The 26263-nt window shown below is 59.6% G+C and carries 23 protein-coding genes; 15 read left to right on the top strand and 8 right to left on the bottom strand.

Annotated elements, in window-relative coordinates; translation table 11 throughout:
* Positions 1 to 19: 19 nt before the first annotated feature.
* The 7 genes from AB3G35_RS21825 to AB3G35_RS21795 are packed head-to-tail and all read left to right on the top strand — an operon-like array spanning position 20 to position 8502.
* Entirely contained in the window at positions 20 to 1663 is a 1644-nt protein-coding gene (locus AB3G35_RS21825; protein WP_186349549.1) for a methyl-accepting chemotaxis protein, read from the top strand.
* Entirely contained in the window at positions 1663 to 2178 is a 516-nt protein-coding gene (locus AB3G35_RS21820) for a chemotaxis protein CheW (RefSeq protein ID WP_016781934.1), read from the top strand. The genes AB3G35_RS21825 and AB3G35_RS21820 overlap by 1 nt, the downstream gene beginning before the upstream one ends.
* Positions 2175 to 3452, top strand: a complete 1278-nt coding sequence (locus AB3G35_RS21815; protein WP_016781935.1) for a protein-glutamate O-methyltransferase CheR — start codon at positions 2175 to 2177, stop codon at positions 3450 to 3452. The genes AB3G35_RS21820 and AB3G35_RS21815 overlap by 4 nt, the downstream gene beginning before the upstream one ends.
* Positions 3449 to 4135 carry a chemotaxis protein CheW gene (locus AB3G35_RS21810; RefSeq protein WP_016781936.1) on the top strand — a complete coding sequence of 229 codons (687 nt, stop codon included), beginning with the start codon at positions 3449 to 3451 and terminating at the stop codon, positions 4133 to 4135. Before AB3G35_RS21815 ends, AB3G35_RS21810 begins: the two co-directional genes overlap by 4 nt.
* Positions 4132 to 6441: a hybrid sensor histidine kinase/response regulator gene (locus AB3G35_RS21805; protein ID WP_134049694.1), complete on the top strand. Its 2310-nt coding sequence runs from the start codon at positions 4132 to 4134 to the stop codon at positions 6439 to 6441. Before AB3G35_RS21810 ends, AB3G35_RS21805 begins: the two co-directional genes overlap by 4 nt.
* Positions 6438 to 7448 carry a chemotaxis response regulator protein-glutamate methylesterase gene (locus AB3G35_RS21800; protein WP_083369617.1) on the top strand — a complete coding sequence of 337 codons (1011 nt, stop codon included), beginning with the start codon at positions 6438 to 6440 and terminating at the stop codon, positions 7446 to 7448. The genes AB3G35_RS21805 and AB3G35_RS21800 overlap by 4 nt, the downstream gene beginning before the upstream one ends.
* Positions 7449 to 7500: 52 nt before the next feature.
* Entirely contained in the window at positions 7501 to 8502 is a 1002-nt protein-coding gene (locus tag AB3G35_RS21795) for a diguanylate cyclase (protein ID WP_016781939.1), read from the top strand.
* Positions 8503 to 8639: 137 nt separating this feature from the next.
* On the opposite strand, the gene AB3G35_RS21790 is transcribed toward AB3G35_RS21795, so the two are convergent.
* The 6 genes from AB3G35_RS21790 to AB3G35_RS21765 are packed head-to-tail and all read right to left on the bottom strand — an operon-like array spanning position 8640 to position 14539.
* Positions 8640 to 9281 carry a riboflavin synthase subunit alpha gene (locus AB3G35_RS21790; RefSeq protein WP_369782134.1) on the bottom strand — a complete coding sequence of 214 codons (642 nt, stop codon included), beginning with the start codon at positions 9279 to 9281 and terminating at the stop codon, positions 8640 to 8642.
* Positions 9281 to 10069 carry a trans-aconitate 2-methyltransferase gene (locus AB3G35_RS21785; RefSeq protein ID WP_016781941.1) on the bottom strand — a complete coding sequence of 263 codons (789 nt, stop codon included), beginning with the start codon at positions 10067 to 10069 and terminating at the stop codon, positions 9281 to 9283. The genes AB3G35_RS21790 and AB3G35_RS21785 overlap by 1 nt, the downstream gene beginning before the upstream one ends.
* Complete coding sequence (locus AB3G35_RS21780; RefSeq protein WP_169845181.1) at positions 10062 to 10958, bottom strand: 3-keto-5-aminohexanoate cleavage protein; 897 nt, start codon at positions 10956 to 10958, stop codon at positions 10062 to 10064. The genes AB3G35_RS21785 and AB3G35_RS21780 overlap by 8 nt, the downstream gene beginning before the upstream one ends.
* 5 nt (positions 10959 to 10963) lie before the next feature.
* Positions 10964 to 11566, bottom strand: a complete 603-nt coding sequence (gene ribA, locus AB3G35_RS21775; protein ID WP_086798556.1) for a GTP cyclohydrolase II RibA — start codon at positions 11564 to 11566, stop codon at positions 10964 to 10966.
* The gene (locus AB3G35_RS21770) at positions 11535 to 13034 is read right to left on the bottom strand and encodes an MFS transporter (RefSeq protein ID WP_324708582.1); all 1500 of its coding nucleotides are present in this window, start codon (positions 13032 to 13034) and stop codon (positions 11535 to 11537) included. Before AB3G35_RS21770 ends, ribA begins: the two co-directional genes overlap by 32 nt.
* On the bottom strand, positions 13031 to 14539 hold the full coding sequence (locus AB3G35_RS21765; RefSeq protein WP_369782133.1) for a gamma-glutamyltransferase: 1509 nt from the start codon (positions 14537 to 14539) through the stop codon (positions 13031 to 13033). Before AB3G35_RS21765 ends, AB3G35_RS21770 begins: the two co-directional genes overlap by 4 nt.
* Before the next feature lie 363 nt (positions 14540 to 14902).
* Here AB3G35_RS21765 and prfB point away from each other — a divergent pair.
* The 7 genes from prfB to AB3G35_RS21730 all read left to right on the top strand — a co-directional run bounded on the left by prfB (position 14903) and on the right by AB3G35_RS21730 (position 21768).
* A protein-coding gene (gene prfB, locus AB3G35_RS21760) for a peptide chain release factor 2 (RefSeq protein WP_106115744.1) occupies positions 14903 to 15998 on the top strand; the annotation gives its coding sequence in 2 pieces (ribosomal slippage) (positions 14903 to 14974 and positions 14976 to 15998; 1095 coding nt in all).
* Positions 15999 to 16110: 112 nt separating this feature from the next.
* Positions 16111 to 17613: a lysine--tRNA ligase gene (gene lysS / locus AB3G35_RS21755; protein ID WP_016781948.1), complete on the top strand. Its 1503-nt coding sequence runs from the start codon at positions 16111 to 16113 to the stop codon at positions 17611 to 17613.
* 222 nt (positions 17614 to 17835) lie between these two features.
* Entirely contained in the window at positions 17836 to 18552 is a 717-nt protein-coding gene (locus AB3G35_RS21750) for a TetR family transcriptional regulator (RefSeq protein WP_169909329.1), read from the top strand.
* Positions 18553 to 18564: 12 nt separating this feature from the next.
* Positions 18565 to 19113 carry a hypothetical protein gene (locus AB3G35_RS21745; protein ID WP_169909331.1) on the top strand — a complete coding sequence of 183 codons (549 nt, stop codon included), beginning with the start codon at positions 18565 to 18567 and terminating at the stop codon, positions 19111 to 19113.
* A gap of 25 nt (positions 19114 to 19138) precedes the next feature.
* Entirely contained in the window at positions 19139 to 20416 is a 1278-nt protein-coding gene (locus AB3G35_RS21740; RefSeq protein ID WP_016781951.1) for a flavohemoglobin expression-modulating QEGLA motif protein, read from the top strand.
* Positions 20417 to 20533: 117 nt separating this feature from the next.
* Complete coding sequence (locus AB3G35_RS21735) at positions 20534 to 21445, top strand: alpha/beta hydrolase (protein ID WP_169846255.1); 912 nt, start codon at positions 20534 to 20536, stop codon at positions 21443 to 21445.
* Entirely contained in the window at positions 21442 to 21768 is a 327-nt protein-coding gene (locus AB3G35_RS21730; protein ID WP_029611547.1) for a hypothetical protein, read from the top strand. The genes AB3G35_RS21735 and AB3G35_RS21730 overlap by 4 nt, the downstream gene beginning before the upstream one ends.
* A gap of 162 nt (positions 21769 to 21930) precedes the next feature.
* On the opposite strand, the gene AB3G35_RS21725 is transcribed toward AB3G35_RS21730, so the two are convergent.
* Positions 21931 to 22710 carry an OmpA family protein gene (locus AB3G35_RS21725; RefSeq protein ID WP_083369614.1) on the bottom strand — a complete coding sequence of 260 codons (780 nt, stop codon included), beginning with the start codon at positions 22708 to 22710 and terminating at the stop codon, positions 21931 to 21933.
* Between the two features lie 66 nt (positions 22711 to 22776).
* On the bottom strand, positions 22777 to 23190 hold the full coding sequence (locus tag AB3G35_RS21720) for a DUF4398 domain-containing protein (protein WP_016781954.1): 414 nt from the start codon (positions 23188 to 23190) through the stop codon (positions 22777 to 22779).
* 271 nt (positions 23191 to 23461) lie between these two features.
* On the opposite strand from AB3G35_RS21720, the gene ppc reads away from it, so the two are divergent.
* Positions 23462 to 26092 (top strand): phosphoenolpyruvate carboxylase, encoded by a 2631-nt coding sequence (ppc, locus tag AB3G35_RS21715; RefSeq protein WP_086798535.1) that lies wholly within the window; start codon positions 23462 to 23464, stop codon positions 26090 to 26092.
* Positions 26093 to 26263 lie beyond the last annotated feature (171 nt).

Raw genomic sequence — 26263 nt, 5'->3', positions numbered from 1 at the left:
TATACTCACCATCATTTTAATGGCACCCCGAGGATCGACTGTGAAGAACTGGACGTTACGCCAACGCATCTTGGCGAGCTTTGCTGTAATCATCGCCATTATGCTGCTGATGGTTGTTGCGTCTTACTCGCGCCTGCTGTCGATTGAAAGCAGCGAGGAAACAGTGCGCACCGATGCGATTCCCGGGGTCTATTACAGTTCGATGATCCGCAGTGCCTGGGTGGACAGTTATGTCCTGACCCTGCAATTGATCGGCGCAGACAACCGCCGTGACCTGACCAACGAAGACCGCAAACTTTACGCCAGCTATGAGGACCGTCTCAATCAAGAGCTGGAGCACTACCGCGGGACTATTTTCGACGGTGATGACCGCGCCAATTTCGATGAGTTCGAGGTGCTGCACAAGCAGTACTCTGAAGACTTGGCCAAGGTGATTGCGCTGTACGAAAGCAAGCAGTTCGACCAGGCCCAGCGTCTGGTCAGCGAGGAGTTGGCCCCGGCCTGGATGGCCGGGCGTAAACAACTCAACTTCCTGATCGATACCAACCGTCAGTCTGCAGCCCAGGCAAGTGACACGATTGCCCAGGCCGTCGTTACCGCGAAGGTCAGCATGATCATTTCGCTGGTGATTGCCGTACTTGCCGCTGCGCTTTGCGGCTTCCTGCTGCTGCGGGCAATCATGTCGCCGATGCAGCGCATCGTATCGATTCTGGAAGTGATGCGTTCCGGTGACCTGAGCTCGCGCTTGAACCTGGAACGCAAGGACGAGTTTGGCGCCGTGGAAACCGGCTTCAACGACATGATGGCCGAGCTGACGACGCTGGTTTCCCAGGCTCAGCGCTCTTCGGTGCAGGTCACTACCTCGGTTACGGAAATTGCCGCCACCTCCAAGCAACAACAGGCTACCGCCACTGAAACCGCAGCCACCACCACAGAGATCGGCGCTACGTCCCGGGAAATCGCCGCCACGTCCCGTGATCTGGTGCGCACCATGACCGAAGTGACCTCGGCTGCCGATCAGGCTTCGATCCTGGCCGGTTCCGGGCAGCAAGGCCTGGCGCGCATGGAAGAAACCATGCATTCGGTGATGGGCGCGGCCGATCTGGTCAACGCCAAGCTGGCGATCCTCAATGAGAAAGCCGGCAACATCAATCAGGTGGTGGTGACCATCGTCAAAGTGGCCGACCAGACCAATTTGCTGTCGCTTAACGCTGCTATCGAAGCTGAAAAAGCCGGTGAATATGGCCGCGGTTTTGCCGTGGTGGCCACTGAAGTGCGCCGTTTGGCCGACCAGACTGCCGTGGCCACCTACGATATCGAGCAGATGGTGCGCGAGATTCAGTCGGCGGTTTCCGCGGGCGTGATGGGCATGGACAAGTTCTCCGAAGAAGTGCGCCGCGGCATGTCCGAGGTGCAGCAAGTGGGCGAGCAACTGTCGCAGATCATCCATCAGGTCCAGGCCCTGGCGCCGCGCGTGCTGATGGTCAATGAGGGCATGCAGGCTCAGGCCACGGGTGCCGAGCAGATCAACCTTGCGCTGGTGCAGCTGGGCGATGCCAGCAGCCAGACCGTCGAGTCCCTGCGTCAGGCCAGCTTCGCGATCGACGAATTGAGTCAGGTTGCCGTTGGGCTGCGCAGCGGCGTTTCGCGTTTCAAAGTCTGATGAACGAGCTTGCAACCAAACAGGCGGGCGCAAAGGTGTCGTCAAGGCGCCTGTTCCTGGTGTTTTTTATCGACAATGAGCGTTATGCCCTGGCCGCCACTGATGTAGTCGAGGTGTTGCCGCGCTTGCCGCTCAAACCGATCGCCCATGCTCCGGCGTGGGTCGCGGGGGTGTTTGCCCATCGTGAGCACATGGTGCCGGTGATCGATATCAGCGCCATGACCTTTGGCAGCCCCGCCGTGGCCCGCACCAGCACCCGGCTGGTGCTGGTCAACTACCGCGCACGATTGCTCGGCCTGCTGCTTGAGCAGGCCAGTGACACGTTGCGCTGTGATCCGGCGGACTTTCAACCCTATGGCGTTGATAACCGTGATGCGCCGTATCTGGGGCCGGTGCGCAAGGACGAGGCCGGGCTGTTGCAATGGTTGAGTGTCGATGACCTGCTCAGCCCGGCAGTGTCTGCACTGTTGTTTGCCGAGGGTGAAGAAGACACCTGTGCCCAGGTGGCGCCATGAGCCTTGACCAACGGTTTTTCGATTATTTGAAGCAACGCATCGGCCTGGATGTGGCTTCAGTCGGCCCGGCGATTATCGAGCGTGCCGTTCGCCAGCGCTGCATGGCATTGGACATGCCCGACAACGATCGCTACTGGCAGCGTTTGCTCAGCTCCCAGGACGAACAGCAAGCGCTGATCGAATCGGTGATCGTGCCCGAGACCTGGTTTTTCCGTTACCCCGAATCCTTTGCCACGCTGGGCCGCCTGGCCAGGCAGCGCCTGGCAGAAATCGGCAGCCGTCGCACATTGCGCATCCTCAGCCTGCCGTGCTCGACCGGTGAAGAGCCGTATTCGATTGCGATGGCGCTTTTTGATGCCGGTTTTGCTGCGCATCAATTCAAGGTCGAGGCCCTGGATGTCAGCCCGCTGTCGGTGCAACGCGCGCAAAACGCGTTGTATGGCAAAAACTCTTTTCGTGGCCAGCCCACGGATTTTCGTGAGCGCTACTTCAGTATCGACAACGACGGTTATCAATTGTCGGAGCGCGTCTGCGGGCAGGTCAGCTTCACCGTCGGCAACCTGTTGGACCCGATCCTGCTCGCCAGCCACGAACCGTATGACTTTGTATTTTGCCGCAACCTGTTGATTTACTTTGATCTTAAAACCCAGCAGCAGGCGCTGGATGTGCTCAAGCGTCTGACTCGTGATGACGGGGTTTTATTTATCGGCCCGGCCGAAGGCAGCTTGCTCAGCCGACTGGGCATGCGCTCGATCGGTGCCCCGCAGTCATTCGCTTTTTGCCACAGTCATGAGCCAGTGCCTGCGGCGCGCCAGGCGCCTGCCGAACCCAAGCCACTGGCCCGGCCCAAAGCGCCAGCGCCCATGCCTGTAGCGCCACTGGCCAGCCGGCCTTTTGCCCCGCGTTCACACGCTCCGGCGGCAACAACCGCATCGTCAGCCGACGCGCCGGGCATGCTGCTTGAGCAGATTGCCACCTTGGCCAATGAGGGCAAAAGCCGCGAGGCGCAGGCAGCGTGCGAGCAGTTCCTGCAGCGGCACGACCCGCAGGCCGAGGTCTTCTACTGGCTGGGCCTGCTCAGTGATGTGCAGGGCCAGACCGCGCAGGCCCAGGGTTTCTACCGCAAGGCGTTGTACCTGCAACCCCAGCATTCAGAAGCACTGGCCCATCTGGCGGCGCTGCTGGCTTCACAAGGCGATGAAGCAGGCGCGCGGCGCCTGCACGAGCGCGCAGCCCGGAACGGGCGTTCCACCCAAAGTGAGCGTAAACAATGAGCGCTTTAGCAGCACAGAGCTTGATTCACTCCGAAGCGCAGGCCATTGATGACTGCTGGAACCGTATTGGCATTTACGGTGACAAAAGCTGCCCGTTGCTGCCCCAGCATATCCATTGCCGCAACTGCGGCACCTACGCCGCCGCCGCGACCCGTTTGCTGGACCGTTATTCGTTTGAGCAGCAGGGCCAGGAGCTGTATGCCCCGCAGGCCCATGAACAAAAGGTGGCTACCTGCTCACTGGTGGTTTTCCGCCTGGGTGAAGAGTGGCTGGGGCTGCCCACCCGCTGCCTGGATGAAGTGGCGCCGATACAGACCATTCATTCTCTGCCGCACCAGCGTTCCCGGGCCTTGCGCGGTGTGGCCAATGTGCGCGGCACTTTGGTGCCCTGCCTGTCGCTGGTTGAACTGCTGGGCCTCGACCCTGCCGAGCCGGGTGCCTCATCGTTGCGGGTGATGCCGCGCATGCTGATTGTGGCGGCCCACGGCGGGGCAGTGGTACTGCCGGTGGATGAAGTGGATGGCATTCATAATATCGCCGAGGGCGACCTCAATGCCGCGTCGCTGTCTGGCGAGCATGCCAGCGCCAAATACACCCGGGGTGTGCTGCAGTGGAAAACCCGCAGCCTGCGTTTACTGGATGAAGAGCAACTGCTGAGCGCAATCACCCGGAGCCTGACATGACCCCCGAGCAAATGCGCGACGCCTCGCTGCTTGAGTTGTTCAGCCTGGAGGCCGAGGCCCAAACCCAGGTGCTCAACGAAGGCCTGCTGGCGCTGGAGCGCAACCCGACCCAGGCCGACCAGCTGGAAGCCTGCATGCGTGCGGCCCATTCCCTGAAGGGGGCGGCGCGGATTGTCGGCGTGGATGCCGGCGTGAGCGTGTCCCATGTCATGGAAGACTGCCTGGTCAGTGCCCAGGAAGGCCGCCTGTACCTGCAACGCGAGCATATTGACGCGCTGTTGCAGGGCACCGATCTGTTGATGCGCATCGCCACCCCCGGCAATACCGTCACGCCTCAGGACATTGACGGCTATGTGGCACACATGAATGAGCTGCTGGACCCGTCTGCGCCCAGTGCGCGGGTGGCGCCGCCCGAGTTTGATGTGTCGCAGCTGCTGCTGATGCCCGCGCCAGCTGTGCCCGAGCGGGCCCCTGAGCCGGTGGTTGAGCAACAGGTTGAGGTCCCTGTCGAGGCAGCAGCGGAGCCTGCGCGGCGTCCCCAGCGCCTGACCGAAAGCGGCGAGCGGGTCTTGCGGGTCACGGCCCAGCGCCTGAACAGCCTGCTCGACCTGTCGAGTAAATCCCTGGTCGAAACCCAGCGCCTCAAGCCCTTTCTGGTGACCTTGCAACGCCTTAAACGCATGCAAAGCACCAACTTGCGGGCTATGGATACGCTCAATGAGCACCTCAAGGTCGCGGGTATCAGCCATGAAGCCGAGCAGGCCCTGGTCGATGCCCGGCAGATGCTGGCCGAGTCCCAGCACCTGCTCGGCGAACAGACCGCCGAACTCGACGAGTTTTGCTGGCAGGCAGGCCAGCGCGCGCAATTGCTCTACGACACTGCCCTGGCTTGTCGCATGCGGCCTTTCGCCGATGTCCTGGTGGGGCAGGAGCGCATGGTGCGTGATCTGGGGCGTGCCCTGGGCAAGCAGATCCGCCTGGAAATCGAAGGCGAAAAAACCCAGGTTGACCGCGACGTGCTGGAAAAGCTCGAAGCGCCCTTGATCCATTTGCTGCGCAATGCCGTCGATCACGGTATCGAAACCCCGGAGCAGCGCTTGCTGGCGGGCAAGCCAGCCGAAGGGCTGATCCGCCTGCGTATCTCCCACCAGGCCGGGTTGCTGGTGCTGGAATTGAGCGATGACGGTGCCGGAGTCGATCTGGAGCGTTTGCGCCGCACAATCGTCGAGCGTCAGCTGTCCACCGAGGAGACAGTGGCGCAACTGAGCGAAGAAGAACTGCTGACCTTCCTGTTTCTACCCGGCTTCAGCCTGCGCGACACCGTGACCGAAGTCTCGGGGCGCGGTGTGGGGCTGGATGCCGTACAGCATATGGTGCGCCTGTTGCGCGGTGCCATTGTGCTGGAGCACACCCCGCAGCATGGCAGCCGCTTCCACCTTGAGGTGCCGTTGACTCTGTCCGTGGTGCGCAGCCTGGTGGTTGAAGTGGCAGACGAGGCGTATGCCTTCCCGCTGGCCCATATCGAGCGCATGCGTGACCTGCAGCCCGAAGACATCGTGCAGCTTGAAGGCCGTCAGCACTTCTGGCACGAAGGCCGGCATGTGGGCCTGGTTGCCGCCAGCCAGCTGCTGCAGCGCCAGCCCGGTCAGAGCGATGACGAAACCCTCAAGGTGGTGGTGATTCGCGAGCGCGATGCGGTGTATGGCGTGGCCGTGGAGCGTTTTATCGGCGAGCGCACCCTGGTGGTACTGCCCCTGGATCCGCGCCTGGGCAAGGTCCAGGATATTTCCGCCGGGGCCTTGCTGGATGATGGCTCGCCGGTGCTGATCGTGGATGTTGAAGATATGCTGCGCTCGGTCGACAAATTGCTCAATACCGGGCGGCTAGAGCGTATCGACCGGCGTAACCGGCATACCGCCGAACTGACCCGCAAACGTATTCTGGTGGTGGATGACTCACTGACGGTGCGTGAACTGCAGCGCAAACTGCTGCTCAACCGCGGTTATGAAGTGGCCGTGGCGGTTGACGGCATGGACGGCTGGAACGCCTTGCGTGCCGAACACTTCGATCTGTTGATTACTGACATCGATATGCCGCGCATGGATGGCATTGAACTGGTTACCTTGTTGCGTCGCGATAACCGCTTGCAATCGATGCCGGTGATGGTGGTGTCGTACAAGGATCGTGAAGAAGACCGTCGGCGCGGCCTGGATGCAGGAGCCGACTATTATCTAGCCAAAGCCAGTTTCCATGACGATGCCCTGCTCGATGCAGTGGTTGAGCTCATTGGAGGAGCCCAGACATGAGAATCGCCATCGTCAACGATATGCCCCTGGCGGTTGAGGCCTTGCGCCGGGCGCTGGCATTCGAGCCCGCCCATCAGGTGATCTGGGTTGCCGGCGACGGCCTGGAGGCAGTGCGCCTGTGCGCCGAGGACACCCCGGACCTGATCTTGATGGACCTGATCATGCCGGTCATGGATGGCGTCGAAGCCACACGCCGGATCATGGCCGAAAGCCCGTGCGCCATCGTGATTGTGACCATAGATCGGGAGCAGAACGTACACCGCGTATTCGAAGCGATGGGCTTTGGTGCCCTGGATGTGGTGGATACCCCTGTACTGGGCGGCAGCAACCCCAGGGAAGCGGCGGCGCCTCTGTTGCGCAAGATCCTCAATGTCGGCTGGCTGATGGGCCAGACTGAAAAGCGCGTCAGGCAGGTAGCGGCCCAGCCGCGAGTGCAGGGTGGCCGGGGTGCCCTGGTGGCCATCGGCTCATCGGCTGGCGGCCCGGCAGCGTTGGAAACCCTGCTCAAGGGCTTGCCGAGAAACTTCGGGGCCGCCATCGTACTGGTCCAGCATGTGGATCAGGTGTTTGCCGCCGGCATGGCCGAATGGCTGAGCAGTTCGTGCGGGCTTGACGTGCGTCTGGCCCGGGACGGTGAAGCGCCGCAGGTGGGGACCGTGCTGCTGGCGGGCACCAACCACCATATCCGCTTGTTGAAAAACGGTACGCTGGCATACACCGCGGAACCGGTTAACGAAATCTATCGACCATCGATAGATGTTTTTTTTGAAAGTGTTGCCCGCTACTGGAGTGGCGATGCGGTGGGAGTGCTGTTGACCGGCATGGGGCGTGACGGGGCCCAGGGCCTCAAACTCATGCGCGAACAAGGTTTCCTAACCATCGCCCAGGACCAACAGAGCAGCTCGGTGTACGGTATGCCCAAAGCGGCGGCCGCCATTGATGCTGCGGTTGAGATCCGCCCGTTGGACAAGATTGCGCCACGCTTGCTGGAGAAATTTGCCAAATGACTGGTAAAACCCCGCAGGACTGGCTTGAAGGCAGTAATTCAGGTGAACGCGCATGAGCGACTTGCAGTTGGACGACGTTAAAACTGATGAAAACGCGGCCATGGTGTTGCTGGTAGACGATCAGGCAATGATCGGCGAAGCCGTGCGCCGAGGGTTGGCCCTTGAACAGAACATTGATTTTCACTTTTGTGCGGACCCGCACCAGGCCATTGCCCAGGCCATCCGCATCAAGCCGACGGTGATTTTGCAGGATCTGGTGATGCCGGGGCTGGATGGCTTGAGCCTGGTGCGCGAATACCGCAACCACCCGGCGACGCAAAATATCCCGATTATCGTGTTGTCCACCAAAGAAGACCCGCTGATCAAAAGCGCGGCGTTTTCGGCCGGGGCCAATGATTACCTGGTGAAACTGCCGGACAACATCGAACTGGTGGCGCGCATCCGCTATCACTCGCGCTCCTACATGACGCTGTTGCAGCGTGATGCGGCCTACCGTGCGCTGCGGGTCAGCCAGCAGCAGTTGCTGGATACCAATCTGGTGCTGCAACGGCTGATGAACTCCGATGGCCTGACCGGGCTGTCCAATCGTCGTCACTTCGATGAATACCTCGAACTGGAATGGCGTCGTGCCATGCGTGAGCAGACCCAGTTGTCGTTGTTGATGATCGATGTCGATTACTTCAAATCCTACAATGACTCCTTCGGTCATCTGGACGGTGATGAAGCGTTGCGCAAGGTGGCTGCAGCCATCCGGGATGCCAGCAGCCGGCCATCGGACTTGCCGGCCCGTTATGGTGGTGAGGAGTTTGCCATCGTGCTGCCCAATACCTCTCAGGGTGGCTCCCGGCTGGTGGCAGAAAAGCTGCGCATGGCGGTAGAAGCGATGAAGATCCCGCATATTTCGCCGACAGCGGGTTCCAGCCTGACCATCAGCATTGGCCTGTCGACCATGACCCCGCAGCAGGGCAGTAACTGCCGCGAGCTGATTTCGGCGGCGGACAAGGGGCTTTACCTGGCCAAGAAAAACGGCCGTAACCAGGTGGGGATCGAGTAGGGGCAGCAATGCACAAAACCTGTAGCCGCTGAGGAGCGCAGCTCGTCAGCGGCTACAGAATTCACACCTGGATCACGCTGCACCTGTAGCAGTTGACGAGTAGAACGAGGCTACGTCCCGCAGCCTCGCTGCGCTCGTCAGCTGCTACGAATAGCCCTTGGCCGGCCGCGCTGGCGAGCCAGCGTTCGTTGCAGGGTATCCACCAACGTTCGCGTAGTCTGGTCTATTTCAACATTGACCCGGTCACCCACCTGCAAGCCGCTCAAGTTCGTCAGGGCCAGGGTTTGCGGGATCAGGTTGACCGTGACCGTGTGCCGCTCTTCATCCAGGCGGTCAACAGTCAGGCTACAGCCATGCAGGCCGATAAACCCTTTCTCGAACACATAAGCCGAGGTCGCCGGTTCCAGCCGCAAAACGGCGCTCACGGTTTCGCCCAGTGGCTGCCACGACACCACCTGCGCGGTGCTTTCAATGTGGCCGTAGAGCGCGTGCCCGCCGTTTTCTTCACCTGCTCGGTGGGAGCGTTCGATATTGACCTGGTCATTCACCCGCAGGTGCTCAAGCGTGGTGATTTCCGCTGTCCGATTGGAGATATCGAAGGTGGCGCTGTCAGACGAGTAAGCGGTCACTGTCAGGCATGTGCCGTTGACCGACACGCTGGCGCCAATATCAATGTTATCGAACAGGGGCGACCCCTGGACCAGTACCACCCTCTGGTGCCCTGTCTCCTTGTGCAGGGAGAGAACGCGGGCAGTGCCTTGCACAATGCCGGTATACATCAGGCTTTCCTCCTTTCAAGCAGCATAAGGCCAGTGGAATACGCGGTTTTATAAGTGCCGGCACAATAGTGTTCATACAGTTTCTGGTAGTAATCGGTAATTGCCCGTTCGCGGAATCGTTCATCGAACTGAGCGTAAATCACCGAGCCGCTGCCCAGGTGCCAATCTCTGAAGTCTTCGAAGTTCTCAAACTGCACGGGTTCTTCGATACGGTGCGAGCGAATGATTTCAAAGTCGTGCAGTGCGTCGATCAGGGAGCTTCTGTTGAAACGAAAGTCATCGAATACCACCGGGTCGGCAATACAGGGGTATTGCCGGCGGATATCCATCAGCACCTGTTCCTGGATCGCGCGCTCGCCCAAGACATAATCGAAGTCAAAGGCGCAGGACAAATACAGATAACCGCCCGGCTTTATAGCGTCGGCCAACTTGTCGATAACGGTTTGTTCGTGGGGGATAAACCAGTGCAAACAGGCGGCACAAATGGCGGCATCAAACAGCGGTAATTGCTCAAGGGGGTAATCGAGAAAGTCACTGACCATAAACCTGACATGGGGGGCTGCGTGGGCCCGGTTGGCATACGCAATCATGTCCTGGGAAATATCAATGCCCACATACTGTTCAATGTGTTCCTTGTCCGCAAACAGCAATGTATTGCCGGTTCCACAGCCGACATCCAGCAGGGTGCCCCGGGGCGGGGCGAAGGACAGCAGCAGCTGCAAACAGCGTCTTTGCAGGTTCCGCGACGTGCGTTGATAGCCCTCGGGCGTAAACCAGACATTATCCATGGGCGGCTTCCCTGTATTGGTCAGCAACAGGGACCAGGCCATAGCGACCTTGCCCGGGCTGCAAGCCCAGGCGCTCCCGGACCTGCATCGGGGTGGCGGGGGTCAATTGCTGAAGGTTGGCAATGGCCGTGATGCGCTCCAGCAAACTGCGGTTGCTCGCCAGGGTGGTGCGTTCGTGGTCGAACCAGATATTGTCCTCAAGGCCGACGCGGATGCCGTGACCTGCGGCCAGGGCCAGGGCGTTGCTGCGCAGTTGATAACTGCCCAGCCCGGCAAAGGAACTCACGACATTGCCAGGCAACGAACTGGTAATGGCGGCGATATGGGCGAAACTTGGTTGGGCACCAAACAAATTACCCAGCAAAATATTGGCGTAGACAGTGGGCGGCATTAACGATTTTTTGATCAGGCTGTTCAGGCAGCTCGACATGCCGCTGTCGAATATCTCAACTTCGGGTGAGATGCCCTTGAGCGCCATTTGCCCGGCGAGGTAGTTGATCGTGCCCGGGGCATTGATGCTCGCTTGAGTGGCAAAGTTCATGGACGATAACGTCAATGAACCCATATCGGGTTTGGCCTCGCCATCCAGCGAAAGGGGCAGGGCCCTGAGTGCCGGATCGGAAACATTGCGACCGCTGAGCGAAACGCACAAGATCAGTTGCTTGTTGTATTTGCGGATGCCTTCGATGATTGCGGCGAAGGTATTGAGGTCGCCTGTGGGTTCGCCGGTTTTTTGATCCCGGGCGTGCAAGTGGGCGATGGAGGCCCCCAGTTCGGAGGCCATCAATACATCTTCAATGATTTCCGACGTGCTCACCGGCGTATGCGGGTTCATGTGCTTGGTGGGCACCATGCCGGTGGGGCAAAAGTTCAGGATATAAGCGTTCATGGCAATCACCTGTTTTTATTCAAGTTGATCGTGTGCTGTTTTTTATTGATTTTGCTGCGCAGGTAGCGCTCGTTTTCAACGGTTAAAAACACACCGGATGGCAGGGTTCTGTTGATGGTGATATTGCAACCTTGCAGCGCCAGGACTTTTGCCGGGTTATTGGTAATAAGGTCTATATGGCGAATGTCCAGGGCCTTGAGCATGGCGCCCGCGCTTTCAAACTCTCTTGAATCATCGGCATAGCCGAGCATCTCATTGGCGGTGAAGGTATCAATGCCCTGGGTTTGCAACACATAGGCATCGAACTTGGAGTACAAGCCAATACCGCGACCTTCCTGGCGCAGATAAATCAATACACCACCACCGCGTTCGGACATGTGGGACAGCGCTTCTTTCAACTGGGCGCCGCAATCACAGCGTCTGGACCCGAATACATCGCCGGTCAGGCATTCGGAATGAATACGGGTCAGCACGGGCAGGGTGTGGCAGTCGCCAATCAGCAACGCGAAGTGTTCTTTGTCTACACCTTCAAATGATACAAATCGAGTGTGCAGGGGGATGCCCTCTATGGGGATTTCAACGGTGGTTTTCAGCTTCACGGCTTTCATCTTCAGCTCCTTGCGTAACAACGCTTGAGTGCGTGTGATTTCCAGCTTTTACGTTTGTGGGGCTTGCAGTGCTCGGGGGGGATCCTTGTCTGCTCGAATTGGGCATGCGCAGCGCGCTCACCACGGCCATCAATGACAGGACGGTTACGGTGGCCATGCCCAGGTTGAAGAACCCGTCGCTGGATTCGCCGGGCAGGCGGGAGGGGATCAGGAACGCTGCCAGTAGGGCGGGCACCGCCTGCGCGATCAATGCGTTGTGTTGCATGACCGCGCCGAGAAGGATGTTGGCGTGATGCATGCGCGACGGTTGGATATCGCGCAGGCTGCTGGAGGAGTAGCCGAGAAATTGAAAAGAGCGCGCGCAGCCGTGCAGGGCGCAGGCCAGCCACAGCACAGGAAGTGGGTCAGACAGGCGCGGATAAAAGAACACGCTCAATGTGATGGACGTTGCCAGCGCCGAGTACAAGAAGTAGCGTTTTATCGAGTGGCTGTTCGCCAATATCCTGGCCGCCACGGGTTTTGCAAGAAGATTGCCGGCAAAGATAAACAACAGGCAGTGGCCAATTGAACTGGGCGGGTAATCCGATGTTTTCAGCAGGTGGATGATCAGCACGGTTGGAAAGGCATAAATGCTGATACGGAAAAAGCTGCCTGAAACGATGTTGAACTTGAACAACGGGTTGTTGAGCAACGACAGGTCGAACAGTTGTTTATCAGTGGCCTGGCATAGTCGTTGGTACAACCGCACGCCGGCATACAGCATCACGATGGCGGCCAACAGGGTATAGAGGGGGCGACTGTTCGAGCCGGCAACGAACATCGTGAACAACGCCGACGAAGACAGCGCCCACAACCCGTAGGCATAAACGTCAAAGGGATGCTGGCGGGCTGCGGGGGCAGGCAGTGCGAACAGCGTCGCCCGGCATATGGCAATCAGCCCTGCCGCGCAAAATGCGATAAAACCAAAGATCAGCCGCCAATTGCCCAGGCTCAGCAGTACGTTGGCGATGGACGGGGCCACAATCGGGGCGACCAGCGCAGGGGCAATCAGCCAGGCCATGATCCTGGGTATTTGGTCTTTGTCGGTATTGGCCAGGATCAGGGTGCGTCCGGCGGGCACGATCAGCGCACTGCCAAAGCCTTGGGCCAGACGGGCAATGCACAGCATGTAAAGGTTCTGGCTACTGGCGCAGGCCAGTGATGCCAGGCAAAGAATCAGCAGGCCGCACTGGAAGCGTTGCGCAAGCCCGAGCGTTTTGAACAGATGCCCGCTCGCAGGGGTGAACACCACCAGGGCCAGCAGGTAAGCGGCCAATGCCAGGGTGACGCCACTGATACTCGCGCCCAGATCGTCGGCCAGGGGGATGATGGCTACGATCATGATGGTCGCATCCAGCACCTCCAGAAAAAAAGCGCTGGCGACGGTCAGGAGGGCGGCATGGTGCGAGCCGCTGCCGTGAATGTTCATACCGCCAGAGCCACGCCACTACCGCGGGGGTCGGCTGCAGCGAACACCTGGCCGTTGAGGGTGTTGATGCCGGCCAGTTGCACCACCCCCAGTTTGTCGGACAGGCCGTTGGTCCAGGTAAAGACCGGGTCTGCCTGTGGCGCCTCACTTAAATAAGTGATGCCGCCGGTCTTGGGGTGACGGCCCAGATTGGCACAGCGCGGGCTGGCGAGGGCGGTCTGGATCGGGCAGTTCTGCGCGACAATCTTGTAGATGATGAACGCCAGGGTTTGCGACTGCACCGGCCCCCCCGATGTGCCCAGGATAAACTCCAGGTGGTCGGTGCTGACATGGACGCAGTTGGTGGTGTGGCTGGCGGCGGTCCTGCCCTTGAAGGTCGAGCACGCATGGGGGCCATTGAATGAGAAGGCCCGGTTGCTCAGGATAATGCCGCTGTTATCGATTTCGAACAGTGAGCCCAGGGGGGTGAAGATCGAGTTGGTGATGCCGGTCAGGGTGCCGTCAGCCGCGGCGCACGCCATAAAGATGGTGTGCGAGGTTTTGCACGATTGGGGCACAGGTTCAGGGTTGTCCTGTTTGAGCTGCTGATGGATCAGTGCTGCCTGTTGGTCGAGGGTGCGCTCATCGCCTGTATCTGAAGCAGGCTGTGAGGCCAGCCAGGTGTCGATCAGTCCGGCGGCGGTACAAAGCTGAGCGGGCGTCAGCAAGTTGGTGTCCTGGGCACTCAATTGATAGATTTTCAGCAGCAGGAACAGCTCTTTCCACGGGCTATTGCTGCCATGTGCCGTCACCGTGGCGTGCATGAAGCGCGTGCTTCTGACCTGCGAGGGATTGGGCACAAAATCGGCAAAGTCACCAGCCGTATACAGGTGCGGGTCGCATCTGGACAACAGGTCGAACACCTGCTCGGCCAGCAACCCCTGGTACATCGACGAAAAGCCCTCCCGTGCCAAAGTGGCCAGGGTGTGGCGATAGAAGGGTTCAGGGTCTTTTCGTTGAATGAAACAGTGCGTCCATTGAGTAAAGCGGGTGTGTATCTGGGGTTCTTTGGTGCTGCTGTAGAATGCCTGCAATAAATTTTCAGTTGTTATCAGTCCATGTTTTAAATCATGTTCGTGCAGATGTTTAAATACCCTGTTCAAATCAATGTCGTGCAACTGTGTATACCGCTCATAGGCACTGGGGCAGCCATACACCATGGTGCTGTAAATGCCTCGTCGCGGGATTGATTCAAGGCCTTTATATAAATAGTTGTCGTGGTGCTGGTGCGTGCCTGTTACGCCCGTGCCGTTGAATACCTCCAGGTTGCCGGGGCTTGCCTGCATGATGATGGCATCCCCTCCCAGGCCGCACAGGTGCGGGAGGTTATAGGTTAATGAGAGTGCCGCGCTTATGGCGGCGCCCGGCCCTGCGCCTGTTAACAGATAGTCTTGCATGCCCATCATGGATGACTTGAAGTGGGGCGTCGCAATACCGAATACATGACCGCTGGCTAAGTTGGACATGGTGGCTGCCATTGAATAATGGGTTATTGGAATATGGCGTACGGGTATCAAGCAGTAGGTGTTTGCTCAGGCGTATTGAGGTATAGCGTTGTCTGTTTTCAAGTGCAATTAATTGGCTCGTAGTCTGTTTCTTTTAAAGTTAGTAACTTTTCCTACGCAATATATTCGTTTGTCACACATCGTTTGCGGTCAGACTTTAAGTTCACCCTGTTCTTCTTGTCGGGAAGGGCCAATTGCCTGTCAGGCCGAGTGCACGCGGCCTGTCGTCACAGGCGACATAACCCCGCCAGGCGGGCTGCTGATACGCTTCGTTTACGGTATACTCCCCGGCTTTGTAAAAATCGCCTACGAGTGCCGCCAGCCATGGAAATCAACCCGATCCTTAACAGCATCAAGGACCTGTCAGAGCGCTCCGAAACCATTCGGAGGTATCTTTGACTACGATCAAAAGCATGAGCGTCTGACCGAAGTCAATCGCGAGCTTGAAGATCCGAGTGTCTGGAACAACCCTTCGTACGCCCAGGAGCTGGGGCGCGAGCGCTCCCTGCTGGCGCAGATCGTTGAAACCCTCGATGAGATGCACACAGGCCTGGCCGATGCCAAGGACCTGCTGCTGATGGCCGCCGAGGAAGAAGACCAGGGCGCCGTCGATGACGTGGCCGCTGAAGTCGAACGCCTGCGCGAAGCCCTTGAAAAACTCGAATTCCGCCGCATGTTCAGCGGTGAGATGGATGCCAACAACGCTTACCTGGACATCCAGGCCGGCTCCGGTGGCACCGAAGCGCAAGACTGGGCCAATATCCTGTTGCGGATGTATTTGCGCTGGGCCGACAAGCGCGGCTTCGATGCCACCATCATGGAACTGTCCGCCGGTGAAGTTGCCGGTATCAAGGGCGCAACCGTGCATATCAAGGGCGAATACGCATTTGGCTGGTTGCGCACCGAGATTGGCGTCCATCGTCTGGTTCGCAAAAGCCCGTACGACTCGGGCAACCGTCGTCATACCTCGTTCTCGGCTGTATTCGTTTCGCCGGAAATCGACGACAACATCGAAATCGACATCAACCCGTCGGACCTGCGGATCGATACCTATCGCTCCTCCGGTGCCGGTGGTCAGCACGTAAACACCACTGACTCGGCCGTTCGTATCACGCACGTTCCGACCAACACCGTGGTGAGCTGCCAGAACGAACGTTCCCAGCATGCGAACAAAGACACCGCGATGAAAATGCTGCGGGCACGTCTTTACGAGCAGGAAATCCAGAAGCGCAATGCCGCTTCCCAGGCCCTGGAAGACACCAAGTCGGACATCGGCTGGGGTCATCAGATCCGCTCGTACGTTCTCGACGCCTCGCGGATCAAGGATTTGCGTACCAACATCGAGCGCAGCGACTGCGACAAGGTGCTCGACGGCGATATCGACGAATACCTGGTAGCCAGCCTGAAACAAGGGCTGTAAGTCGGCAACAAAACGTGTGCGAAGCCGCAGCGATGCCCAGAGGGCGCGCCAAAGCCCGCTTCCCCCTGCCGCAAGGCGGGGGCAACGAACCTGTGATGGAATTTTTAAAGACATGAGCGACCAACAACTCGACCCGCAAGACCTGCAACAGGAAGAAAACGCCCTGATCGCCCTGCGCAAGGAAAAACTTGCAGCCGAGCGCGCCAAGGGCAATGCCTTCCCGAATGACTTCCGCCGTGACAGCCTCTGCGCCGACCTGCAGAAGAAGTACGCGCAAGCGACCAAGGAAGAGCTGGCTGAAGCCGCCATCCCGGTCAAGGTTGCTGGTCGCATCATGCTTAACCGTGGCTCGTTCATGGTGATCCAGGACATGACCGGTCGCATCCAGGTCTACGTCAACCGCAAGACCCTGCCGGAAGAAACCCTGGCCGCCGTGAAAACCTGGGACCTGGGCGACATCATTGCCGCCGAAGGCACCCTGGCCCGTTCCGGCAAGGGCGACCTGTACGTTGAAATGACCAGCGTGCGCCTGCTGACCAAATCCCTGCGCCCGCTGCCGGACAAGCACCACGGCCTGACCGACACCGAGCAGCGCTATCGCCAGCGTTACGTTGACCTGATCGTCAACGAAGACGTGCGCCACACCTTCCGTGTGCGTTCGCAAGTGATTGCGCACATCCGCAGCTTCCTGATGGCTCGCGACTTCCTGGAAGTTGAAACGCCGATGTTGCAAACCATCCCGGGCGGCGCTGCGGCCAAGCCTTTTGAAACACACCACAATGCCCTGGACATGGACATGTACCTGCGCATCGCGCCGGAACTGTTCCTCAAGCGCCTGGTAGTAGGTGGTTTTGAAAAAGTGTTCGAGATCAACCGCAACTTCCGTAACGAAGGCGTTTCGACTCGTCACAACCCTGAATTCACCATGTTGGAGTTCTACCAGGCTTACGCCGACTACGAAGACAACATGGACCTGACCGAAGAGCTGTTCCGTGAACTGGCTCAACTGGTTCTGGGCACTACCGACGTGCCGTACGGCGACAAGGTGTTCCACTTTGGCGAACCGTTTGTGCGTCTGTCGGTCTTCGACTCGATCCTCAAGTACAACCCCGAGCTGACTGCCGACGACCTCAACGACATCGACAAGGCTCGCGCCATCGCCAAGAAAGCCGGTGCCAAGGTGCTGGGCTTCGAAGGTCTGGGCAAGCTGCAGGTGATGATTTTCGAAGAGCTGGTCGAGCACAAGCTGGAACAGCCGCACTTCATTACCCAGTACCCGTTCGAAGTGTCGCCGCTGGCCCGTCGCAACGACGAGAACCCGAACGTAACTGACCGTTTCGAGCTGTTTATCGGTGGCCGTGAAATCGCCAACGCCTACTCCGAGCTTAACGATGCCGAAGACCAGGCCGAGCGCTTTATGGCGCAGGTTGCGGACAAGGACGCAGGCGACGACGAAGCGATGCACTACGACGCAGACTTCGTGCGTGCCCTGGAATACGGCATGCCGCCGACTGCCGGTGAAGGTATCGGCATCGACCGTCTGGTGATGTTGTTGACCAACTCGCCGTCGATTCGCGACGTGATCCTGTTCCCGCACATGCGCCCACAAGCGTAACGATGCAGAATAAGAAGCCGCCTTGTAAGGCGGCTTTTTATTGCCTGGCATGCCCGTGCGTAGCAGCTGCCGAAGGCTGCGTTCGATGGCGAAGCCATCGCAAATACAGGTTGCGCGGTGCATCAGGTAAACCGTGCATTGCTGTTTTACGACTGCTGCGCAGCCGGACGCAGCCTGCGGCAGCTGCTACAAGATCACTATCAACATTAAAAGGATTTTTCCGTGAGCCTCGTCAGGTCTTCCCAAGGTGCAGCCAATGTCGCGGTCGCGCTTGCGCAAAGTGTTGAATACCAAGGCCGCAAGGCCAGCCGGCATGGCAGCGAGCAGCGTCGCCAGCTGATCCTCGATGCTGCCATGCGCATCGTCATCCGCGATGGCGTGCGCGGTGTGCGCCATCGGGCGGTGGCTGCCGAAGCGGGGGTGCCGCTGTCGGCAACCACTTACTACTTCAAGGATATCGATGACCTGATCAACGACACCTTCGCCCAGTATGTGGAGCACAGTGCGGCCTTTATGGCCAAATTATGGCAGGGCACCGAAGGCAAATTGCGTGAAATGATGGCGCAAGGGGATGGCAGTGCGCAGGCGCGAGCGGTGCTTGCCGATGACATTGCCAGGATGACCGCCGCTTATCTTCAGCATCAAATGCTCACCCGTCGCGACCAGTTGATGGCCGAGCAAGCCTTTCATCAGGCTGCACTGATCAACCCCCGGCTGGCGGTGCTGGTGCGTGCCCATCAACAGATATTCCTGCAGGGGGCCGGGCAGATTTTCGAAGTGCTAGGCTCCACACAACCTCAGCAGGATGCCAAAGTCTTGACGGCGATTATCGGTCGGATGGAATATCAGGCCCTACTTGATGGCGCGCAGCCCGAGGCGGATGACGACCGGCTGGCTATTCTTACGCGTTACATGCACTTGGTGTTGGCCGCTCTATAGAAGGATGCAGGCATGAAAGCTTGGCGCGTGATGCTTCTGGCAGTGTCATTTTTGATGTTGAATGGCTGTCTGGTGACCTTTAGCCAGGCACCGATCGAGGCACAGCCTGCGCCCAAACAGCTGCTGGGCAAATGGGTGAGCAAGGATGCCTGGGGTCAGGCGCGCACGCTTGAAATCAGTGCCATCGACAAAACCCGTTATCAGGCCGTGGTCTACCCCAAGGGCGAACCCAAGGCGCGTGAACGTTATATCTTTATCGTTGCCCGCCACGGCAGCCGCTGGTATGCCTCGGCTGCGATACCGGCCAAACTGGGCGGCAACCATACCCTTAGCGGTTTTGAGCTGACCGACAACGGTGAACTGGTGATCTATGATCTGGATCTTGACCAGGTCAAGCAGGCCATCGGCCAGTCCGTGTTGCAGGGGGACCCGGTGGAAACCGCCGAAGGCACCGGTACCCTGATCAAAAGCCCGTCGGCTGAGGTCTTTGCCTACCTGGACGACCCGGCCAATTCCGACGTATTTGTCGAAGCGGCCCGCTATAAACGTGTGGCCAAGTAACGCTCTTAATTAAAGGAAGCTGCCGGTGGACGACTACCAGCGCACGATACGCACCTTGTCTGACCGCATCGTGCTGGCACAAACCCCGATCCGCGTGCTGGATGCGGTGAAGTGGGACGACAGCATCCGCCAGGGCTTTTTAAAGGCCAAGGGCAAGGCCATGCCGGCGGTCGACCGCGACTATTACCTGGGCCGGCCGCTGACCTTCGATTCAGCGGCGGTGAAGTCCGAATTCCAGAGTATCGAGCGGGATATCACCCGCCAACTGGGGCAGTTCAACCCGGTCGGGCAGATCATGCGGCGCATGTGCAAGGAGTACCGCATGGTCGTGCGCATGCTCGAAGCCCGCGGCACCGAAGATTTCGGGCTGATCTCCCAGGAGCTGTACGGCGCCGCTTCCGATGCGTTCCATGCCGGTGACCCGACCCTGGCCGACCTGGGCCTGATGATGTCCGACTACCTGGACAATATCGACGGGCGCGGCGCGCTCAAGGACGAAGCCAAGACCCTCACCGCCAAGGATGCCGTGCATTTGCTGCAAAGCCGTTTGAACAAGGTGTTTGGCGAGGCCGAAGAAACCATCCGCGTGTTCGAGTCAGACGGTATTGTTGCGGATGCGGCGGCGGGCGCCGACTACATCAAGATCCGTAGCGATGCGATGTTCAACGAACGTGATGTGCGTGCGCTGGAGGTCCACGAAGGGCTGGTGCATGTGGGCACCACGCTCAATGGCCTGAACCAGCCGATCTGCACCTTCCTGTCCAAGGGGCCGCCATCGTCCACCGTGACCCAGGAAGGCCTGGCGATCTTGATGGAGATCATCACCTTTGCCTCCTACCCAAGTCGCCTGCGCAAACTGACCAACCGTACCCGGGCCATTCACATGGTGGAGGAGGGCGCGGACTTTATGCAGGTGTACGAATTCTTCCGTGAGCAAGGCTTCGAGATGCCAGAAAGCTACGGCAACGCGAGTCGGGTTTTCCGTGGATCGGTGCCTAATGGCCTGCCATTCACCAAAGACTTGTCCTACCTCAAGGGCTTCATCATGGTTTACAACTACATTCAGTTGGCCGTGCGTAAAGGCAAGCTGGAACAGGTGCCGTTGTTGTTCTGTGGCAAGACCACCCTGGAAGACATGCGAACCCTGCGCCAGTTGGTGGATGAAGGCCTGGTGGTAGCGCCCAAGTACCTGCCGGACCAGTTCCGCGACATGAATGCGCTCTCGGCCTGGATGTGCTTCAGCAACTTCCTCAACCATTTGAGCCTTGACCGTATCGAAGCGGATTACTCCAACATTTTGTGAACCCTGTGGGAGCGGGCTTGCTCGCGATGCAGGCGCTGCGGTGTTTCATTTGAACCGCGCCGATGTCATCGCGAGCAAGCCCGCTCCCACACTCACCCGTTCAGGCGAATCGTTCTGATGAAAACCCTGGCTGCACTCTGCCTGCTGCTGACCCTCAGCGGATGCAGCTCCCTGCTGTTCTATCCCGAGCCCGGCCAGCCGATCACCCCGACGGCCGCGGGCCTGGACTACCGTGATGTCACCCTGACAGCCGCCGATGGCACCCGCCTGCACGGTTGGTGGCTGCCGGCCAAAAAAGGCGTGCCACTCAAGGGCACGGTGCTGCATCTGCACGGCAATGGCGGCAACCTGGCTTACCATCTCGGCGCCACGGCCTGGTTGCCGGAGCAGGGCTATCAAGTGCTGATGCTCGACTATCGCGGTTATGGCCTGTCCCAGGGTTCGCCGGGGCTGCCGGCGGTGTATCAGGACATCGACGCCGCCTTCGACTGGTTGCAGCACCAGCCGCAAGCCCGGGGCCTGCCGCTGATTGTGCTGGGGCAAAGCCTGGGCGGCGCGATGGGTATTCATTATTTGAGTGAGCACCCGCAGCAGCGGGAGCGCATCACGGCCCTGGTGCTCGATGGCGTGCCGGCCAGTTACCGCGAAGTGGGGCAATTTGCCCTGAGCACCTCCTGGCTGACCTGGCCGCTGCAGGTGCCGCTGTCCTGGCTGGTACCGGATGCCGACAGTGCGCTTTACGCGATGCCGAACATGGGCGACACGCCGATGCTGATCTTCCACAGCCTGGATGATCCCGTCGTGCCGCTTTCCAATGGTCTGCGCCTGTACCAGGCTGCGCCACCGCCCAAGGTGCTGCAACTGACCCGTGGCGGCCATGTACAGACGTTTGCCGACCCGACCTGGCGCCAGGTAATGCTGCGATACCTGGATGACCCGCAACACTTCAATGGCGTGCGGCGCCTGGGCGAAATCGCCAACTACCCCGCCTCAACGAACACCGAACTTGAACCCGAGAGCCAACAATGAGTGAAGAACGTAACGCCATTCCCCTGATCATTACCGGTATCTGCAGCATCATCGGCACCGTGGGCGCCCTGTGGTACTACGGTTACCTGCATTTTGCCAAACCCGAAGACGCCTTGCTGCTCAGCGACTTCACCATGCTCAAGACTATCCCGGGGGAGGATTATAAGGTTTCGCTCACGCCGGCCAACCAGGTGGCGCAGTGCATCGACGGCATCATCGTCTTGTTCGACACCGAACAAAAAGGCCTGACCGGGGTATTGGTCAACAACAAGAAACAGGCGGTACGCTGCCTGGGCCAGGAAACGCCGAAGCTGGAGCAGTAACGTTCTGTTGTGGGAGCGGGCTTGCTCGCGATGGAATCGCTTAGGTTTGCCTGACGAACCGTGCTGTCTGCATCGCGAGCAAGCCCGCTCCCACAGTTGTGGATATATTTGCGCCAAAAAAAGCCCCGCCTGATCACTCAGGCGGGGCTTTTTCATGACCACTTAGCGCATTGAGGTACGCGGTGCTACCGGTTGGTTGTCGTTGGAGATGGTCACTTCAACGCGGCGGTTCTGGGCACGGCCCGAGTCGCTGTTGTTGCTGGCCACCGGGTATTCCTTGCCATAGCCCTGGGCCACGATGCGGGTCGGGTCTACGCCTTTGCGCACCAGTGCATTACGCACCGATTCGGCACGGCGCTCAGACAGGGTCTGGTTGAAAGCCGCCGAGCCGACGCTGTCGGTGTAACCCTCGACAATCACCTTGCGATCCGGGTTCTGCAGCAGGTACTCGGCCAGGGTGTTGATATTGCGCATGCCGTTGGGTTGCAGATCAGCCTTGCCGAACTGGAACAGCACATCACCGAAGGTCACCAGCGTGCCGCGCTCGGTCTGCTTGGCGTTCATGCCCTTGAGTTGCTGGATTTGCGCATCACGCGCATCGAGCAATGCCTGGTTACGCGCGGCACCGGCGTTTTTCAGGTTGTTTTCAGCGGTACGCAGCGCGATGGTCTGCTTGGCCACTTCAACACGCTGGTTGGTCAGGTAGGCCAGTTGGTCAACCTTGGATTCGTCTTCCTTGTTCAGGTAAGCCTTCTCAGCCTTGTCCAGCCATTCGCTGGCGTCCTTGGTTTCCAGGGCTGCAACCTTGGTCGCTTCAGGGTTGGTCTGCAGGGCCGAGAAGTTGGTCTTGGCGTTTTCCAGGTTGACGTTCGGCTGGTGCGAGCACGCCGCCAGGCCAACGCTCAGGGCCAACAGGGCAGGGATCAGTACTGTATTGCGCATGATATTTAGTCCTTTCTATCGATTTGGAATGCTGTGTCGCCAGATGCAGTCAAAAAAGGGCCGCGTTTACTTAACGCTGCGCATGCCTTCCTGACGCAATTGCTGAACGGCATTCTGAGCATCCTGAACAGCCTTCTCGGCCTTCGCCGCCTGGGCCTTGCGCTCTGCTACGCGAGCATCCCACTCCGCTTGTTCGGACAGACGACGGGCTTCGTCGTATTTTTTGTCATGCATGGCCAGCTCGGCCTGCTTGAGTTTGTCCTGGGCCGATTTCATTTCCACCGGTGCATATTCAGTAGCGCCTGCGCTCACGGCGTTATTCACCGCCGATTGGGTCACGGCGTACTGCTCTGAAGGTGGATTGCCAGCGCAACCGGCCAGAACGAAGCTGGTGCCGATTGCCAGCGCAGCCAGTTTTAGCCCGCGCAGGCGAGGTGAGGTGGTTTTGACAGTGCGGGTCATCATGGTCTTCAACTCCATTGGGAAGCTCCTTAAAAACAGCAAATTCCATCACGACTGGTAAGGTCACCCGGAGTGTTGGAACACGAGTTCCAGCGGTGATGGTTAATGGCTGTGACCGAAGCGTTTTTTGAATAGTTCAATAAAAGATGGCATTTGGCCTAAAAGATTTTTTGACCGATTGGTCAGCACATTTTTTTAAATCTGCGAGCCCCGTGGCTTGCCACAGGCAGCGATTGCAACGCACTCTTGGGTTACGAGCTGTCCCCGGATCCTGCTGGAGAAACTGCTGATGACCGATATTGATGCACGCTTGCGCGATGATGTTCACCTGCTGGGTGAGCTGTTGGGTAATACGATTCGTGACCAATACGGCGACGCTTTTCTCGCCAAGATCGAGCTGATTCGCAAGGGCGCAAAGGCCGACCGGCGCGGCACTACGGGCGAGGAATTGAGTGCGATTCTGGATGCCCTGGGCGATGACGAAGTGCTGCCTGTGGCGCGGGCGTTCAATCAGTTTTTGAACCTGGCCAACATTGCCGAGCAGTACGAATTGATCCACCGGCGTGAAGAAGGCCAGCCCCAACCCTTCGAAGCGCTGGTCTTGCCGCAACTGCTGGAACGTCTGCTGGCCGAAGGGCATGACCCGGAGTCGCTGGCGCGTCAGGTCAGCCGCCTTGAAATCGAACTGGTGCTTACCGCGCACCCTACTGAGGTGACCCGCCGTACCCTGATTCAAAAGTACGATGCCATCGCCGAACAGCTGGCAGCCCAGGACCACCGTGACCTGACCCTGGCGGAAAAATCCGAGATCCAGCAGCGCTTGCAGCGCCTGATTGCCGAGGCCTGGCATACCGAAGAAATCCGCCGCACCCGGCCCACGCCTGTCGATGAGGCCAAGTGGGGTTTTGCGGTTATCGAGCATTCGTTGTGGCACGCCGTGCCGCATATGTTGCGCAAGGCCGACAAGGCCCTGCATGCGGCCACTGGCCTGCATTTGCCTCTGGAAGCGGCGCCGATCCGCTTTGCATCCTGGATGGGCGGCGACCGTGACGGCAACCCCAATGTCACTGCCAGCGTGACCCGTGAAGTACTGCTGCTGGCGCGGTGGATGGCCGCGGATCTGTACCTGCGCGATCTCGACAAACTGGCAGCCGATCTGTCGATGCAACACGCCAGCGCCGAGCTGCTGGCCGCCGCAGGCGACAGTGCCGAACCGTATCGGGCCGTGCTCAAGCAACTGCGCGAACGCCTGCGAGCGACGCGCAGCTGGGCCCATAGCGCCTTGCACAGCACCCAGGCGCCACCGCCCGAAGTGCTGCAGGACAACCGCGAGCTGCTGGCGCCGTTGCAGCTTTGCTATCAGTCCTTGCATGCCTGTGGCATGGGCGTGATTGCCGATGGCCCGTTGTTGGACTTTCTGCGCCGGGCGGTGACCTTCGGCCTGTTCCTGGTGCGCCTCGATGTGCGCCAGGACGCCGCCCGCCATGCCTCGGCCATGACCGAAATCACCGATTACCTGGGCCTGGGCCGCTATGAAGACTGGGACGAAGATGCGCGCCTGATCTTTCTGATGCGTGAATTGAACAACCGTCGACCGCTCTTGCCCGGTTATTTCAAGCCGGGTGCCGACACCGCCGAAGTGCTGGCGACCTGCCGCGAAGTGGCTGCCGCGCCTGGCGCCTCGCTGGGTTCCTATGTGATTTCGATGGCAGGTGCCGCTTCCGATGTACTGGCGGTGCAACTGTTACTCAAGGAGGCCGGGCTGGTGCGGCCGATGCGGGTTGTACCGCTGTTTGAAACCCTGGCTGACCTGGACAATGCCGGGCCGGTGGTCGAGCGCCTGCTGTTGCTGCCGGGCTATCGTGCCCATCTGCAGGGGCCGCAGGAAGTGATGATCGGTTATTCCGACTCGGCCAAGGATGCTGGCACCACGGCAGCCGCCTGGGCGCAATACCGGGCGCAGGAAGCCCTGGTCAATATCTGCCGTGAGCAAGGTGTCGAGCTGCTGTTGTTTCATGGTCGCGGCGGTACCGTGGGGCGCGGCGGTGGCCCGGCTCACGCGGCCATCCTGTCGCAGCCGCCGGGCTCGGTGGCGGGGCGTTTCCGCACTACTGAACAGGGCGAGATGATCCGCTTTAAATTCGGCCTGCCGGACATTGCCGAACAAAACCTCAACCTGTATCTGGCCGCAGTCCTGGAAGCCACCTTACTGCCGCCGCCCTTGCCGGAGCCGGGCTGGCGGGTGTTGATGGATGAGCTGGCGGCGGATGGCGTCGCTGCCTACCGTGGCGTGGTACGGGACAATCCGCAGTTCGTCGAGTACTTCCGCCAGTCCACCCCGGAGCAGGAACTGGGCCGCTTGCCTCTGGGCAGCCGGCCGGCCAAGCGCCGGGCAGGGGGGATTGAAAGCCTGCGGGCCATCCCGTGGATTTTCGGTTGGACCCAGACCCGCCTGATGCTGCCCGCCTGGCTGGGCTGGGAGACCGCCCTGAGCCAGGCACTGGCACGGGGCGAAGGGGAGCAGTTGGCACAAATGCGCGAGCAGTGGCCGTTTTTCCGCACCCGCATCGACATGCTGGAGATGGTGCTGGCCAAGGCCGATGCCGATATCGCCCGGCTCTACGACGAGCGTCTGGTGAGCCCGGAACTGCTGCCATTGGGTGCGCACTTACGCGACTTATTGTCGCAGGCGTGTTCGGTGGTGCTGGGTTTGACCGGCCAGGCGCAGTTGATGGCACATAGCCCGGAGACGCTTGAGTTCATCCGTTTGCGCAACACTTACCTGGACCCTCTTCATCTATTGCAGGCCGAGCTGCTGGCGCGGTCGCGACGCCAGCAAGCGGCGCAGGATAGCCCTCTGGAACAAGCGTTGCTGGTGACTGTGGCCGGGATCGCGGCCGGCTTGCGCAACACCGGCTAGGGCAAAACGGCGGCAAATGTCGCGCCAGAGCAGGCAGGCACAGGGCAGGCCTGGTGCCGACCCCTGTGCGGGCGCGACACTTTATTGTGGGGTTGCGACCTGTGACACCCGGCCGCACAGGCCCGTTTGGCTGTAATTTTTCCTACTTTGGGCGGCTTGTGTGGGCCGGGC

The organism is Pseudomonas sp. WC2401 (assembly GCF_041200115.1).
GTDB lineage: Bacteria > Pseudomonadota > Gammaproteobacteria > Pseudomonadales > Pseudomonadaceae > Aquipseudomonas > Aquipseudomonas fragi.
Note: the sequence above shows the minus strand (reverse complement) of the source record. Positions and strands in the feature narration are given on the sequence as shown.

Bases quoted from the DNA above. Each gene is read 5' to 3' on its own strand.
- AB3G35_RS21730 (WP_029611547.1), top strand. From the start codon at position 21,442: ATGAGTGAAGAACGTAACGCCATTCCCCTGATCATTACCGGTATCTGC.
- ribA (WP_086798556.1), bottom strand. From the start codon at position 11,566: ATGAAAGCCGTGAAGCTGAAAACCACCGTTGAAATCCCCATAGAGGGC.
- AB3G35_RS21790 (WP_369782134.1), bottom strand. From the start codon at position 9,281: ATGTATACCGGCATTGTGCAAGGCACTGCCCGCGTTCTCTCCCTGCAC.
- AB3G35_RS21820 (WP_016781934.1), top strand. From the start codon at position 1,663: ATGAACGAGCTTGCAACCAAACAGGCGGGCGCAAAGGTGTCGTCAAGG.
- AB3G35_RS21825 (WP_186349549.1), top strand. From the start codon at position 20: ATGGCACCCCGAGGATCGACTGTGAAGAACTGGACGTTACGCCAACGC.
- lysS (WP_016781948.1), top strand. From the start codon at position 16,111: ATGAGCGACCAACAACTCGACCCGCAAGACCTGCAACAGGAAGAAAAC.
- AB3G35_RS21745 (WP_169909331.1), top strand. From the start codon at position 18,565: ATGAAAGCTTGGCGCGTGATGCTTCTGGCAGTGTCATTTTTGATGTTG.
- AB3G35_RS21720 (WP_016781954.1), bottom strand. From the start codon at position 23,190: ATGGAGTTGAAGACCATGATGACCCGCACTGTCAAAACCACCTCACCT.
- AB3G35_RS21780 (WP_169845181.1), bottom strand. From the start codon at position 10,958: ATGAACGCTTATATCCTGAACTTTTGCCCCACCGGCATGGTGCCCACC.
- AB3G35_RS21800 (WP_083369617.1), top strand. From the start codon at position 6,438: ATGAGAATCGCCATCGTCAACGATATGCCCCTGGCGGTTGAGGCCTTG.
- AB3G35_RS21795 (WP_016781939.1), top strand. From the start codon at position 7,501: ATGAGCGACTTGCAGTTGGACGACGTTAAAACTGATGAAAACGCGGCC.
- AB3G35_RS21770 (WP_324708582.1), bottom strand. From the start codon at position 13,034: ATGAACATTCACGGCAGCGGCTCGCACCATGCCGCCCTCCTGACCGTC.
- AB3G35_RS21815 (WP_016781935.1), top strand. From the start codon at position 2,175: ATGAGCCTTGACCAACGGTTTTTCGATTATTTGAAGCAACGCATCGGC.
- AB3G35_RS21735 (WP_169846255.1), top strand. From the start codon at position 20,534: ATGAAAACCCTGGCTGCACTCTGCCTGCTGCTGACCCTCAGCGGATGC.
- AB3G35_RS21785 (WP_016781941.1), bottom strand. From the start codon at position 10,069: ATGGATAATGTCTGGTTTACGCCCGAGGGCTATCAACGCACGTCGCGG.
- AB3G35_RS21725 (WP_083369614.1), bottom strand. From the start codon at position 22,710: ATGCGCAATACAGTACTGATCCCTGCCCTGTTGGCCCTGAGCGTTGGC.
- ppc (WP_086798535.1), top strand. From the start codon at position 23,462: ATGACCGATATTGATGCACGCTTGCGCGATGATGTTCACCTGCTGGGT.
- AB3G35_RS21765 (WP_369782133.1), bottom strand. From the start codon at position 14,539: ATGTCCAACTTAGCCAGCGGTCATGTATTCGGTATTGCGACGCCCCAC.
- AB3G35_RS21805 (WP_134049694.1), top strand. From the start codon at position 4,132: ATGACCCCCGAGCAAATGCGCGACGCCTCGCTGCTTGAGTTGTTCAGC.
- AB3G35_RS21810 (WP_016781936.1), top strand. From the start codon at position 3,449: ATGAGCGCTTTAGCAGCACAGAGCTTGATTCACTCCGAAGCGCAGGCC.